The organism is Microbacterium hominis (genome assembly GCF_013282805.1).
Taxonomy (GTDB): Bacteria; Actinomycetota; Actinomycetes; order Actinomycetales; family Microbacteriaceae; genus Microbacterium; species Microbacterium hominis_B.
The window spans coordinates 3399248-3413118 of record NZ_CP054038.1 but is presented as its reverse complement, the minus strand read 5'-3'; the positions used below and the strand labels follow the sequence as shown (position 1 = coordinate 3413118).

Below are 13871 nucleotides of genomic sequence, written 5' to 3'. Positions count from 1 at the left end.
AGTTCAAGGGAGCGGGTAAACGCTTTCCAACAGTGTGCCACGGGGCGAGGCATCCCGCAAGCGCTTTCCGATCAGTCGGATGCCTCGGCCATCAGTCGCAGCTCGGTCAGGCGTGCGGTCGGCTCGCCGCCGGCGGACTCGAGGTGCACCGTGTGCTCGACCTCCGCACCGCCCGGAGGCAGCGGAATCGCGGTGCCCGAGGCATCCACCGCGCCCTCGTGCAGGACGGTGTCGCGGACGCGCACCCGGACGTCGCCGCCTGCTCCCGCGAGCAGGAGATGGGATGCTGCGCCCGACCAGTCGCGCAGCGTCACCGTGATCGTGCCGCGCGTCGCGCGCCAGCGCTCGCCCCCGTCGATGCCGGTCAGCTCGTCGGTCGCGGTGAGGCCGTGGTCGCTCTCGGGTTGCTGCTCGCCGAAGCGGATGACGTCGCGGGTGCGGGCGTCGAGTTCGAGCGAAGCGGCGTCGATAGCGGCGAGCTGGTCGCGCCGTGTGGCCGGGTCGCCCAACGGCCACGCCAGCGTGTAACGGGCGTCGTGCAGATGCGCGAAAGGTTCGAGGTCGACGGGGCCGACGTCGGTCACGACGCGCACGCGCCCGTCGCCGAGGCGGACGGCCCTGAGCTCGGGCTCGAGCACGGGCGTCTCGGCCAGGCGTCGCAGCGGACCGGTCGCGATGTGTCCGAGGCGGGCGCCGTCGCCACGGTACGACACCGTGTCATCGGGGATGCGCTGGGCGAGCACGTGCGGTCCGTCCACGACCCAGCCCCAGTCCTCGGCGCCGGGCATCCTCTCGACCCTCAGCCGGCGGGGGAGTCGGAGCTCGACCCCCTCCCCGGCGGCGAGCTCGAGCGCGACACGAGACCCGGCCGAGGCATCCATCGCCCCATCCACGGTCGCGACGCCGTCGACCCAGTCGGGGATCAGAACGCTCACCCGCGTCGAGGTCGTCGCCGTCAGGTGCCAGACGTCGACGCCGTCGGCAGGTGCGATCGACACCACCCCGTCGTTCCACCTCGCCTCGGCGGCGGGGAACGCGTTGAGCTGCAGCACGCCGTCACCCGTGACCGAGAACACCTGCGCCGCGTGGCGGGATTGCGCCTCGAAGCCCGAGCCCATGCAGCACCAGAAGCCCTCGGCCTCGGGCGAGTACACGCGGTAGTGCGCCGGGCGCTGGCTCGTGAAGTACACGAGCCCGCCATGCTCGGGATGCTGCGCCGAGCGCAGATGGTTGATCCGGGCGTTCTCGGCCCACAGCAGGTACCGGTCGTCGCCGGTCAGCAGGTGGAGCTCGCCGGCGAGGCGCACCATGTTGTGCGTGTTGCAGGTCTCGGGACCTTCGCGCGCAGTGAACATCGCGAGCGCGTCGGCCGGGAAGTGCTCGCGCACGCTGTCACCGCCGATCGCCGAGCTGCGGCGGTGGGCGACGGCGGCGAAGAAGGTGCGCGCGGCCGCCCCTTCGCGGGCGGCGATGTCGGCTGCGAGGTCGGGGGCGAGGACCGCCGCAGCGCGCTCGATCGCCGCGAAGCCCACCACCACCGGGATCTGCGTGTTCGCGTGCAGGCCGTCGAGCTCGTCGCGTCCGGCGGCGAGGGGTTCGACGAGGGCATCGGGCACGAACCGGCGAGCCAGGTCGAGCAGCGCGCGGTCGCGGCGGTGCAGCGCGAGCCGTGCGAGGGCGTCCGGGATGCCTCCGAACTCGGTGCGCAGGATCGTCTGGAGCGTCGGGTCATCGAGCCGGGCGCAGGCAGCCAGCCACCAGTCGCCGAACGCGGCCACCGCGGTCTCGGCATCGGGGATCGCGGCGAGCTGCGCCGCGTCGAGGAGCCCGGCGAGCGTCTTGTGCAGGTTGTAGAGCGGAACCCAGCGTCCGTTGAGATGGAACGCGCCCGCCTCGACGCGGCCGGCGGCGAGCTCGTCCCACAGCGCGGCACCGTCCGGAACTCCGCCGACGTACCCGGTGCCGATCGCGACCTGGCAGGCCCGCATGCCCGCGACGATGTGCGCCGCCAGCGCACGGGCGGCCGCGTCGCCCTGGGCGGCGAGCTGACTCGCGGCGGTGAGCACATGGCCGGCGGTGTGTCCGTCCAGCCCGTCCGACTCCCACCCCGGGTACGGCTCGGCGTGCGGCGTCAGCCCGGCCTCGCGTCGGAACGGAGCCAGCAGCCGCTCGGGGTCGAGCCGCTGAAGCGTGGCCGACACGGTGCGCTGGGCCGAGGCATCCGGCCCCTCGAGAAGGCGGACGTCACCCAGTGGGACGAAGGTGCTCAGGCCCGCCACAGCACGCACCCGTGCGGAGCGAGGTCGGCCCGCACGACCGACGAACCCGGAGCGACGCTGCGGGCGGCATTCGACTGCTCGTGGACCGCCTCGACCGAGGCATCCGACCCGGTCCACACCTCGACGATCCGCGCCGGCGCCGGACCGAGCCCCAGCGAGCGGGTGTCGAACGGCTCGACGCGGTGCTCGTCGGAGAGGTTGAACACGGCGACCCAGCGCTCGCCGTCCGCACCCTCGGCAGCCCACACGACGAGGTCGCGTTCGCGGAGGAGTTCGCGGCTGTTCGCCGACCGCAGGAGCGCCAGCACGTCGTCGTTCTGCAGCAGCGCGATCGTCGCGGGGTCGGAGGTCGGCAGGTCGCCGCCGACCATGAGCGGCGACCGGGCGATGCACCACAGCGTCACCATCGACCGCCGCTCGCCGGGGGTGAGGAGGTCGTGGCGAGGATCGCCGCGCTCGGCGCGCAGGCCGATGCGCCCGAGCGGGAGCATGTCGGCGTCCGGCCATCCGCCTTCGCCCGCGAACGGAGCCCACCGGGCGAGGCGCGAGAAGTTCTCTTCGACGTCGATCCAGCGGTCCCACACGTCGTCGCACACGCGCCACATCGTGGAGTGGGCGCGGAGGTGGTCGAGGTGCGCGGCCGACAGGTGCCGGCCGGGAGACAGCGACAGCGAGATCTCGCGCGGAGACGCCTCGATCGCGGCCGACAGCGCTTCGATGTCGGCGGCCTGATACGGCCACAGCAGGTCATCGGCCTTGATGAAGTCGATGCCCCACTGGTCGTACAGCGCGATGAGCGAGCGGTAGTAGTCACCCGCGTGCTCGGGCGCGAGGCCGGAGTAGTGGGGGTTCCACTCGCAGAGGTTCGTCAGATCGGCGATCTGCGCGGCGGTCAGGTCGGTGCCCGCGACGGGAAGGTCGAGCGCGACCGCGCGCTTCGGGATGCCTCGCATGATGTGGATGCCGAGCTTCAGGCCCATCTCGTGCAGCCGAGCCGCGAGCGGGCCGAACCCGGCGCCGCCGGCCGACGACGGGAACCGCACCGGATCGGGGATCAGCCGGCCGTGGGCGTCGAGGTTCAGCTGCGCATCCTCTGTGTAGCCATGGGTGCGCGGGGTCGGATCGGACCAGTCGGCGTCGATCACGACGGTGTCCCACCCGTGCGGCAGCAGGTGCTCGGCCAGGAACCGGGCGTTCGCGAGCACCTCGTCCTCGGTGATCGTCGTGCCGTACGAGTCCCAGCTGTTCCACCCCAGCGGCGGGGTCGAGGCTGTGCGAAGGGTCATCATCGTCCTTTCGTCGCGGAACGAGCGGAGGCTTTGCGAGGGGTGGAGGCCGCATCGGGGGCGAAACGGCCTCCGCCGGTCACAAAGCCTCCGCCCGGCACAGATTCGGGATGCCGCGGGCCCGGGGCATCCCCCCGGAGCCCGGACCCGCGGCGGTCGGGGTCACGCCAGGCGGATCGCCGCCCAGCTGACGGCGGGGAGCGACACCGTGAGGGTGTCGGAGTCGACCGAGGCCGAGGCATCCCGAACACCCACGCGCTCGGGGGATTCGAGCGTGTTCGCGGCGTACATGTCGTCCTCGTGGAGGAGGTGCGACTCGACCACCGCGACTGAGCGGCCGAGCGCTGCGACGAGCGGCGACAGGTCGACGCGCAGGTCGGCGGACTCTGTCACCGAACGGTTCACGACGAACAGCGAGACGCCTTCTTCATCGATCGTCGCGACGGCATTGACCTTGTCGACCGACCCGAGCTTGTCGGACTCGAACGTGCCGGCATCGACCGGAACACGCACCGCGCGGCCGTTCGCCAGCCGGGACGTCAGCGAGAACGGGAAGAAGGTCGTCTGCTTCCAGGCGGGTCCGCCGGGCTCGGTCATGATCGGGGCGATGACGTTCACGAGCTGAGCGAGCGAGGCCGAGCGCACACGGTCGGCGTGCTGCAGCAGCGTGATCATGAGGTCGCCGAAGACGACCGCGTCGAGCGCGTGGTACTGGTCTTCGAGCAGGCGGGGTGCGACCGGCCAGCCCTGCTCCTCGGGCTTGTCGTTCTGCCCGCCCTCCTCGTTGTGGAGGTACCAGATGTTCCACTCGTCGAACGAGATCATGATGCGCTTCTCGCTCTTCTTGGTGGCCGCCACCGTGTCGGCGATCGCTACCACCGACTCGATGAACTTCGCCATGTCGACGCCCGACGCGAGGAATTCCTGGGCGTTGCCGCCCATCTCCTGGTAGTAGGAGTGGCACGAGATGAAGTCGACGTCGTCGAAGGTGTGCTCGAGAACCGTGCGCTCCCACGAGCCGAACGTCGGCATCCCGCGACCCGACGAGCCGCAGACCACGAGCTCGACGCCCGGGTCGAGCATGCGCATCGCCTTCGCGGTCTGCGAGGCGAGCTTGCCGTAGTCGTCGGCGTTCTTGTGGCCGATCTGCCACGGGCCGTCCATCTCGTTGCCGAGGCACCACATCGTCACGGCGAACGGCTCGGGATGCCCGTTGGCGGCGCGCCGGTCGGTCCAGGCGGTGTGCGCTGAAGAGTTGGAGTACTCCAGCACGTCGAGGGCCTCCTGCGTGCCCCGCGTGCCGAGGTTGACGGCGAGCATGAGCTCGGAGCCGACGCGCTCGAGCCAGTCGGAGAATTCGTGCAGGCCGACCTCGTTGGTCTCGGTCGAGTGCCACGCGAGGTCGAGTCGGCGGGGTCGGTCCTCGACCGGGCCGATGCCGTCCTCCCAGCGGTAGCCCGACACGAAGTTGCCGCCGGGGTAGCGGATCGTCGAGACGCCGAGCTCCTTGACGAGGTCGATCACATCCGTGCGGAAGCCGGACTCATCGGCGGCGGGGTGACCGGGCTCGAAGATCCCGTCGTAGATGTGCCGGCCGAGGTGCTCGACGAAGCCGCCGAAGACGCGTCGGTCGATATCGGAGATCTCGTTGTAGGGGTCCAAGCGTGCGGTCGCGTCGGTCATCATGGCCTTTCGAGGCGGTGCGGTCGGCGGGGGAGTCAGGACACGGAGATGGATGCCGCGGCGTTCGCGTCGAGCCGATCGGCGGCCACGGGCACCCGCACGAACGCCACCTCCTGGCTCGCCAGTGTGAGGTGCTCGAGGGCGGCGCCCGTCTCGGCATCCGTCCCCGAGACCGGGATCGAGACGGTGTCATCGCCGTGGTTGATCAGCGTGACGAGGTCGCCGCGCCGGGCGACCTCGACGCCGGTGGGGAGCCCCTCGACGATGGGGTGCACGTCGGCCGCGGCCACGAGAGCCCCCACGACGGCGTCGGCGCCTGCGGCATCGGGGACCGTGGCGATGTACCACGCCTCGCCCGCGCCGTGGCGGTGGCGGGTGAGGGCGGGGCTGCCGGCCGAAGGACCGGTTTCGAAGCGCGACTCGACCTGCGCACCGGCGGGGTGCACCACCTCCGCGAGCAGGCTGCCGGCGGCATCCACACCGCCGACGGCGAAGCGCGCGGTGTCGACCTGCGCGAGCACGGCCTTCAGGCTCATCGCGCCCACGCCCATGCCGCCCGCGGAGGTGCCGCCCAGGGCGCCGAAGTCCTCGTAGCGGATGCCGAGCAGGGCGCGCAGCTGGGTGACGAAGCCGCCGGCGCGGAACTGGTCGTGACCGTCGACGAGATCGGTGAACGGCCCGGCGAGCAGGGTGCCGCCGCCTTCGACGAAGCGGATGAGCGCCGCGGCGCCCTCGTCGCGCAGCAGATAGAGCACGGGGGCCAGGGCCAGGTCGTAGCCGTCGTCGACGCGCTCGGGCGCGACGATGTCGACCTGGATGCCGCGGGCATGGAGCGCCCCGTACCACTCGAGCATCACGGCGAGGTAGTCGATCTGCACCGGGTGGTCGCGCTCCTCGACCGCCCACCACGCCTCCCAGTCGAACACGAGCGCCACACGCGCGTCGCGTCCGGGGGCGGGCAGGTCGCCGAGCGCCTTCAGGCGCGCACCGAGCTCGGTGACCGCGCGCCACGTGGACGTGTCGGTGCCGGCGTGGGGGAGCATCGCGGAGTGGAATTTCTCGCTGCCTGCACGGGACTGGCGCCACTGGAAGAACATGATCCCGTCGGCGCCGCGGCCGATCGACTGCGCCGTCTCTGCCATCAGGGCACCGGGGCGCTTGCCGGGGTTCGAGGGGCGCCAGTTGACGGCATCCGTCGCCTGCTCCCACAGCAGCCAGGGCACACCCGGCTTGAGCGAGCGCACGAGATCGCGCTGGAACGCGGCGTCGCGCACGCGGGTGGGGCTCGTGGGGTCGGGGTAGCAGTCGTCGGCGATCACGTCCATGAACGGCGCCCACTTCGCATAGTCGGCGGGCTTGAACGGGCCCATGAAGTTCGTGGTGATCGGCTGGGTCGCGCCGGCCTCGAGCAGGATCGCGCGCTCGGCGAGGTAGCACTCCAGCAGCATGTCGCTCGTGAACCGGCGCCAGTCGAGCATCGACGACGGGTTGTGGCTGTAGGGCGCGAGGCGCGGCGGGAAGATCTCCTCGAACGAGCCGTACCGCTGCGACCAGAAGCTCGTGCCCCACGCCGCGTTGAGCGCGTCGATGTGCTCGTAGCGGTCCGCGAGCCAGATCCGGTAGGCATCGCGGGCGGAGTCGGAGAAGTCCATCCACAGGTGGCAGCCGAACTCATTGCCCACGTGCCACATGACCACGGCCGGGTGGTGCACGTAGCGCTCGGCGAGGCGGCGCACCAGTTCCCCGGCGAGCCGGCGATACGTCGGAGACGACGGGGCGAAGTGCTGTCGGCTGCCCGGCCAGTACGAGGCGCCGCTCTCGTCCGCCGGGAGCGTCTCGGGGTAGTTCGCGCTCACCCACGGCGGGGGCGACGCGGTCGCGGTCGCGAGGTTCACCTGGATGCCGCCCGCGTGCAGCTTCTCGATGACGGCGTCGAGCCATGCGAAGTCCCACACGTGCTCGGCCGGCTGGATGCGCGACCACGCGAAGATCCCGAGGCTCACGATGTTGACGCCCGCCTCCTGCATGAGACGAACATCCTCGTCCCACACCTCCTCCGGCCACTGGTCGGGGTTGTAGTCGGCGCCGTACAGCAAAGCGGGTCTCCTGAGAGGGGATGGGTGGTGGGTGATGCGGGAAGCGGTCGTCGTCAGCGCCCGCGGCGGCGGGTGGGGATGGCGACGACGGCGAGGGCTGCGAGCCCGAGGGCCGGGAGCAGCAGGGGGATGAGCATCCAGGTCGCGACGCCGACGAAGACGACGGTCGCGGCGAGGTAGAGGGCGCCGACGAAGTCGGCGCGGATGATGCTCGGGATGCCGCGCACAGCCGGCATCCATCCGCGTGCCGGTTCGTACCCGCCGGTGATGGCCAGCAGGGCGACGCCGGCGGCGACCAGGCCCACCCAGCCGACCGCGCCGATGACGGTGCCGCCGGGGAGGGCGCCGGTACCGGCGAGCAGGATGTCGGCGGTGAGCACCGCGGCGATCACCGCGGTGACCGCCCCGACGGCGATCCCGCCAGGGAGTGCGGTGCGGTAGTCGCGCCAGAACTGTCGCGCATGGGACTGCTCGGCGTTCAGGTAGCGGCGCAGGTGCCGGATGCCGGCCGTCAGCGCGGCGGGCATCGTGACAATCGGCAGGCTCGCGATCGTGATGAGCAGCCCGGTGTACAGGGCCTCGCCGAACAGTGCGAACGCGCCCGTCGCGCCGGGATAGCGCGTGGGCTCCCGCTCTTCGAGCGTGGGGCCCGAGCCGTCGCGCTCGGCGCGACGGGCGGCTCTCGCTTCTCGGCGGTCCATGGTGTCAGCCTTTGAGGCCCTGGGTGGCGACGCCGTCGACGAGGAAGCGCTGGAACACCAGGAAGAAGAGGAGGACGGGGAGGAGGGCGATGAACGACGCGGTGACGGTGGCGCCGTAGTCCGACGACGAGGTCTGGTCGTTGTAGAGGCGGAGGGCGATGGGGAGGGGGTAGTTCTCCGGCGAGGTGAGGTAGAGGAGGGGGCCGAGGAAGTCGTTCCAGGCCCAGATGAACGCGAAGATCGAGCAGGTGATCAGCGCGGGCTTGATCAGCGGCAGGATGATCGACCAGAAGATGCGGACGTGGCCGGCGCCGTCGATGCGGGCTGCTTCGTCCATGTCGCGGGGCATCTGCCGCATGAACTGGACCAGCAGGAACACGAAGAACGCTTCGGTGGCCAGGAACTTGGGCAGCAGCAGCGGCCAGAACGTGTCGACCATGTCGAGGTTGTTGAAGATGATGTACTGCGGGATGATCACGACGTGGAACGGCAGCAGCAGGGTGCCGATCATCGCGGCGAACAGGATGCCGAGGCCCTTGAACTGGATCCGCGCGAACGCGTACGCGGCCAGGGCTGAGGACAGCACGGTGCCGATCACGGACCCGACCGCGATGATCAGCGAGTTCAGGAAGAACCGCCACATGGGCACCCCGGCGATGCCTTCGGACACCTTGATGTAGTTGTCCAGGGTGGGGTTGTTGGGCAGCAGCGCGATGGACTGGCCGAACTCGCTGTTGGGTTTGAAGGTCGCGAACAGCAGCCACACCAGCGGGTACAGCACGATCAGGGTGATCGCGGTGAGCGCGATGAACCAGATCAGGGTCTGCCAGGTCTTGCGCTTGACCTTGCGGCGTGTGGGGGTGGGGACCTGCTCGTCGGTGAGCTGGTTCTCGAGCATCTGGACGCCGCCGGCGCCGAGGCTTGCAGTGGTCATCGGTTGTCTCCCGCGTAGTGGACCCACGATTTCTGGGTGCGGAACAGAATGAAGGCGATGATCGCGACGACGATCAGCAGCACCCACGCGATCGCGGCCGCGTAACCCATCTGCCCGTCGGAGAAGCCGCGCTTGTACAGGTACAGGGTGATGAAGTTCGTCATGCCCGCGGGGCCGCCGGACCCGTTGCTGATGATGTAGGCGGAGGAGAACACCTGGAACGCGCCGATCAGGCCGAGCAGCAGGTTGAAGAAGATCACCGGGGACAGCATCGGGATGGTGACCGCCCGGAATCGGTGCCAGGGGCCGGCGCCGTCCATCTCGGCGGCTTCGTACAGTTCCTTCGGGATCTGCTTCAGACCGGCGAGGAAGATCACCATCGTCGATCCGAACTGCCACACCGCGAGCAGGATCATCGCCGGGAGCACCAGCGAGGGGTTCCCGATCCACCCGCCCAGATCGATGCCGAAGAAGCTGAGCGATTGGTCGACGGGGCCGTCGGAGGCGAACATCGCTCGCCACACGATCGCCACGCTCACCGACCCGCCGATCAGGGAGGGGGCGTAGAACGCGGACCGGTAGAACCCGGCACCCTTGTCCCGGTAGTTCAGCAGCATCGCCACCAGCAGAGCGGCCAGCAGGGTGATCGGGGTGCCGACCAGCACGTAGACCAGGGTGATCTGCGCGGACTGGATGAACGACGGGTCGTTCGTGAACATCCGCACATAGTTGTCGAACCCGATCCACCGGGGCGGGGAGAAGATGTTGTACGACGTGAACGACAGGTACAGCGAGTACACCATCGGGATGATCGTCAACCCGAAGAACCCGACCAGCCACGGCACCAGGAACCCGTACCCGGCCAGCGACTCCTTCCGCAGACGAGCCTTCTGACCCGGCCGCGACAGATTGTCCTCACGGTACCGGCGCCGGAACAGGCTCCGACCCGACGACGGCTTCCCCGTCGTGATCACTCTCGTCGCTGTGGTACTCACGTCGACTCTCTCCTGATTGGTGGCTCGGTGGTGTTCCGGGGTCCGGAGACGAGACGCCACCGGACCCCGGAAGGTCTTACTGGGTGAGGATGACGTCCATCTCGGCGAAGAACTGCGAGACAGCTTCTTCGACCGTGATGGTGCCGAAGGCGAGCTCGGTGCCGAGCTGGCGGAACTTCTCCTCGAGCGTGCCGTAGCCGACGATCGGCACCGGCGGGGCGTCGCCCAGGCGGTCGGCGATCGAGGCCTCGTAGTCCTTGACCTGCTGGCTCAGCGGGTCGAGCTCGGCCGCGGCCAGAGCGGTCTCCGAAGCCGGAAGGCCACGGTTGGTGCCGAAGATCTCACCCGACTGCTCCGAGTTCACGAGGAAGTCGACCAGCGTGGCGGCAGCCTCGGGGTTGTCGGTGTTCGCCGAGATCGCGTGCAGCATCGACGGCTTCAGGTAAAGGTCCTTCGCACCCTCCACCTGCACGGGGGGAGCGATGAGGCCGAGCTCGGTGTAACCCTCGCCCAGACCGGCGAGGTAGCCGGCGCCGAAGTTGTCCCAGGTGAGCTCGCTGGCGGTCAGGGCCGAGTCGAAGCCACCCTTGGGAGCGACCTCCTCGACGCGCTGCTGCGGGATCATGCCGTCGGCGCGGAAGTCCGCGGTCGACTCCCAGAACTCGGTCAGGCGCTCCTCGTCGAAGCCGGCCTCGCCCTCGTCGCTGAACAGGTACGAGCCCTCGGCGCGAAGCTGCACCTCGAAGTTCTGGATGCGGCCGGCGTAGTCGCCGCCGCCGTAGAACTCGCCGCCCGCGGCATCCGTGATCTCCGTCATCCAGCCGGCGTAGTCCTCCCAGCTGCCACCGGCGAACTCCTCGACGCCGGCCTCCTCGAGCAGCACGGGGTTGGTGAACAGGCCCCAGGCGTTGGTCGAGGTGGCGATGCCGTAGGTGGTGCCGTTCACGACGCCGATGCCGAGGATGTTCTCGGGGAGCGGCTCGGTGTCGATGATGCTGCCGAGGTACGGGTCGAGGTCGAGCAGGAGGCCGTTCTCGGAGTACTGGCGCAGGTACGAGTAGTCGAACTGCATCACGTCGGGCAGGTTGCCGCCGGCGGCCTCGGTCTGGCGCTTCTCCCAGAACTCGGGGAAGCCGAGGAAGGTCGCGTTGACCGTGATGTTGGGGTACTCCTCGTTGAAGGCCTCGATGGCCTCGTTGTAGAGCTCCGCGCGCACGTCGTTGCCCCAGAAGGCGAGGTCGAGCGTGACCTCTTCGTCGGGGTTGAACGTGGGGTCGGCTTCGGGGGCGTCGCCGCCCGCGCAACCGGCCAGCGTCAGTGCGGCGCCGGTCGCGAGTGCGATGCCGGCGAACGTCCGCTTCTTGCTGAACATCCTTGTCCTCTCTCTGAACGCCTGCGTCCATTGTCCCGCGACGGCGTTCGTTGTCCGTTGGTGCGGTGTGTGCGCATCCCTTGGTGCCCGGGTGGCGGAAAGCGCTTGCCCGCTAACGTACTGCAGAGAAAAACGTTTCGCAATACCGGCAAGGAAGAAATTCGAACGATTCAGTAACGGCGCCAACCCAGGTTGACTCGTTTCAAGTTGTGGGTTACGTTGCCGGGAAAACGCATTCCAGGATGTCTTCGCCGACATCCGCCACCACATCGACGGAGATCCTGATGACGACGAGCACGCCTTCGCCCACCTGGGCGCTGCGTCTGCACGACGCTTTCGAATGGATCTCGTGGGTGCTCACGGTCAATGCCCTCTGGTACCTGTTCACGATTCTCGGTGGAGTGGTCCTCGGGGCTGCCCCGGCGTCGGCGGTCGCATCGGAGCTGACTCGTCGGCGGCTGCGTGGCGAGGCATTTCCTGTCCTCCATGAGTTCTCGCGCAGTTGGCGTCGCCACTTCCGGGACGCCAACGTGGCGCTTCTTCCAGGGTTCGGCGCATCGGCGCTGCTGCTGGTCGGCGTGCTCGGAATGGCGCAGGCGGGAAGCCTCGGCTCCGCCTTCGGGGTTATCGCCGTCGGCGCTCTGAGCGTGGCGACCGCCGTGACCACCGTGGCCGTCACGATGTACGCCCACTACGACCTCCCGCGCGGCGCCTACCTTTTCACGGCGATGCGGTGGACGGTGCGCAATCTCCCGCACATCGCGATGCTCGCTCTCGTCGGCGTCGCGATCGTCGGCGCCGGATTCGTCCTACCCGGAATCATCCCCTTCCTGTCACTCGGTGCATGGATCACGGCCAGCACGGCCATGTGCATCGCCTTCTACGTCTCCAATGACAAGCGGGTTGCTCTCGAGCAGTCCGCGCGATGACCTCACGGCATCGCAGCCCCCACCCCCACCAATGAACGAAGGAGTTCCTTCATGATTCGCACCAAGGCGATCGCCGGTATCGGCGCCGTCACAGTGACGGCGCTCGCGCTGGCCGGATGCTCGGCCGGCGGCGGCACCGAAGCGGCTGATCTCGACACCATCGAGATCATGGCGCCCTACCTCGTGACGAACGCGCCCGAAGAGGGCAACGAGATCGAGACCGCGGTCGAGGACGTCGTCGGCGTCGACCTCGACATCACCTGGGTTCCGAACTCGTCTTACGGCGACAAGGTGAACATCACCCTGGCCGGCGATGACCTTCCTCACGTGATGGTCATTCAGGGCAAGGACCCGGGCTTCGTGCGCAACGCCGAGGCCGGCGCGTTCTGGGACCTCACCGACTATCTGGCCGAGTACCCCAACCTCGACACGACGTTCCCTGAGGTGCAGAAGGCCTCGAGCGTCAACGGCAAGGTCTACGGAGTGTTCCGCGCCCGAGACGTGATGCGTGAGGCCGTGATCGTTCGGAAGGACTGGCTCGAGAACCTCGGCCTGGAGCTGCCGAAGACGACCGAGGACCTTTACGAGGTCGCGAAGGCCTTCACCGAGGACGACCCCGACGGCAACGGCCAGGACGACACCTACGGCATCATCGTGCCGAAGTGGCCGGGAACCATCGGCACCAACAGCCCCTGGGACGCCATGGAGACCTGGTACGGCGCCGGCAACCGCTGGACTGAGGACGGTGGCGAGCTGGTTCCCAACTTCACGACCGACCAGTGGCTGGAGGCCGTCCAGTTCGAGCGGAAGCTCGTCGAGGAGGGCGTCGTCAACCCTGACTTCGCGACCTTCGATTCCGCGACCTGGAACGAGCCCTTCCTCAACGGCAAGGGCGGGATCATCATCGACGTGCACTCGCGCGCCGGTGTGCTGATCAACCTCTTCAAGGAGGCCGACCCGGACAACTTCGACGCGTACGTCGACGTCACGGGAAACCTCACGGGTCCTGACGGCGACATGCACGCCCTGCCGACCACGGGCTACAGCGGCTTCCTGGCCATCCCCAAGGCGAAGGTGCGCACCGAGGAGGACCTGCGCGCCGTGCTCGCGGTGCTGAACGACCTGAACTCCGACGAGGCCGGCCCGCTGCTGAACAACGGCATCGAAGGCGTCACCTACGAGCTCGACGGCGATCTCGCCGTCGCCGTCGACGACGCACCTCAGGCGCTGAAGGACACCGTCATGAGCTTCGCTCAGCTGGGCATGAACGTCACGGGCTTCCAGGGATACCTGCCGAAGCAGGCGACGGATTACGAGCAGGAGATGTACGACAAGCGCAAGGCGATCGAAGCCGAGGACACCGAGTCCGCCGAATTCGACCCGTCCGCACCGTACGTGTCTCCCACCTACGTGTCGAAGGGTGCCCAGCTGGACACGATCGTCGCAGACGCGCGTATCCAGTACCTCGCAGGTCAGATCGACCTCGCCGCGCTGGAGGACGCGATCGAGCTGTGGCGCACGAGCGGCGGCGACGACATCATCGCCGAGATCAACGAGCTGGCTTCGGCTGACTCCTGATTCGGATGCCGGGGGCGG

Annotated in this window: 10 protein-coding genes; 2 read left to right on the top strand and 8 right to left on the bottom strand. The window is 68.9% G+C overall.

Features of this window, described 5'->3' with window-relative positions:
• Nucleotides 1-71: 71 nt before the first annotated feature.
• The 8 genes from HQM25_RS15350 to HQM25_RS15315 all read right to left on the bottom strand — a co-directional run bounded on the left by HQM25_RS15350 (nucleotide 72) and on the right by HQM25_RS15315 (nucleotide 11346).
• Nucleotides 72-2279, bottom strand: coding sequence for a beta-L-arabinofuranosidase domain-containing protein (locus HQM25_RS15350; RefSeq protein WP_172991017.1), 2208 nt, complete (start codon nucleotides 2277-2279; stop codon nucleotides 72-74).
• A complete protein-coding gene (locus HQM25_RS15345; protein WP_172991016.1) occupies nucleotides 2267-3565 on the bottom strand; it encodes a glycoside hydrolase family 27 protein in 1299 nt (432 codons plus the stop codon). The genes HQM25_RS15350 and HQM25_RS15345 overlap by 13 nt, the downstream gene beginning before the upstream one ends.
• 162 nt (nucleotides 3566-3727) lie before the next feature.
• Nucleotides 3728-5248, bottom strand: coding sequence for an arabinosylfuranosidase ArfA (gene arfA / locus HQM25_RS15340; RefSeq protein ID WP_172991015.1), 1521 nt, complete (start codon nucleotides 5246-5248; stop codon nucleotides 3728-3730).
• A 35-nt stretch (nucleotides 5249-5283) separates the two neighbouring features.
• The gene (locus HQM25_RS15335) at nucleotides 5284-7344 is read right to left on the bottom strand and encodes a beta-galactosidase (RefSeq protein ID WP_172991014.1); all 2061 of its coding nucleotides are present in this window, start codon (nucleotides 7342-7344) and stop codon (nucleotides 5284-5286) included.
• Between the two features lie 53 nt (nucleotides 7345-7397).
• The gene (locus tag HQM25_RS15330) at nucleotides 7398-8045 is read right to left on the bottom strand and encodes a DUF624 domain-containing protein (protein ID WP_172991013.1); all 648 of its coding nucleotides are present in this window, start codon (nucleotides 8043-8045) and stop codon (nucleotides 7398-7400) included.
• Between the two features lie 4 nt (nucleotides 8046-8049).
• Entirely contained in the window at nucleotides 8050-8943 is an 894-nt protein-coding gene (locus tag HQM25_RS15325) for a carbohydrate ABC transporter permease (protein ID WP_438803638.1), read from the bottom strand.
• Nucleotides 8944-8975: 32 nt separating this feature from the next.
• Complete coding sequence (locus tag HQM25_RS15320; RefSeq protein WP_172991011.1) at nucleotides 8976-9974, bottom strand: carbohydrate ABC transporter permease; 999 nt, start codon at nucleotides 9972-9974, stop codon at nucleotides 8976-8978.
• Nucleotides 9975-10050: 76 nt separating this feature from the next.
• The gene (locus HQM25_RS15315; RefSeq protein WP_172991010.1) at nucleotides 10051-11346 is read right to left on the bottom strand and encodes an ABC transporter substrate-binding protein; all 1296 of its coding nucleotides are present in this window, start codon (nucleotides 11344-11346) and stop codon (nucleotides 10051-10053) included.
• A gap of 284 nt (nucleotides 11347-11630) precedes the next feature.
• Here HQM25_RS15315 and HQM25_RS15310 point away from each other — a divergent pair, with 284 nt between their 5' ends.
• A complete protein-coding gene (locus tag HQM25_RS15310; RefSeq protein WP_172991009.1) occupies nucleotides 11631-12275 on the top strand; it encodes a YesL family protein in 645 nt (214 codons plus the stop codon).
• A 51-nt stretch (nucleotides 12276-12326) separates the two neighbouring features.
• On the top strand, nucleotides 12327-13853 hold the full coding sequence (locus HQM25_RS15305) for an extracellular solute-binding protein (protein WP_172991008.1): 1527 nt from the start codon (nucleotides 12327-12329) through the stop codon (nucleotides 13851-13853).
• Nucleotides 13854-13871 lie beyond the last annotated feature (18 nt).

Excerpts from the sequence above, each read along its gene's own strand:
- HQM25_RS15305 (WP_172991008.1), top strand. The coding sequence starts at position 12,327 with ATGATTCGCACCAAGGCGATCGCCGGTATCGGCGCCGTCACAGTGACG.
- HQM25_RS15345 (WP_172991016.1), bottom strand. The coding sequence starts at position 3,565 with ATGACCCTTCGCACAGCCTCGACCCCGCCGCTGGGGTGGAACAGCTGG.
- HQM25_RS15310 (WP_172991009.1), top strand. The coding sequence starts at position 11,631 with ATGACGACGAGCACGCCTTCGCCCACCTGGGCGCTGCGTCTGCACGAC.
- HQM25_RS15330 (WP_172991013.1), bottom strand. The coding sequence starts at position 8,045 with ATGGACCGCCGAGAAGCGAGAGCCGCCCGTCGCGCCGAGCGCGACGGC.
- HQM25_RS15325 (WP_438803638.1), bottom strand. The coding sequence starts at position 8,943 with ATGCTCGAGAACCAGCTCACCGACGAGCAGGTCCCCACCCCCACACGC.
- arfA (WP_172991015.1), bottom strand. The coding sequence starts at position 5,248 with ATGACCGACGCGACCGCACGCTTGGACCCCTACAACGAGATCTCCGAT.
- HQM25_RS15315 (WP_172991010.1), bottom strand. The coding sequence starts at position 11,346 with ATGTTCAGCAAGAAGCGGACGTTCGCCGGCATCGCACTCGCGACCGGC.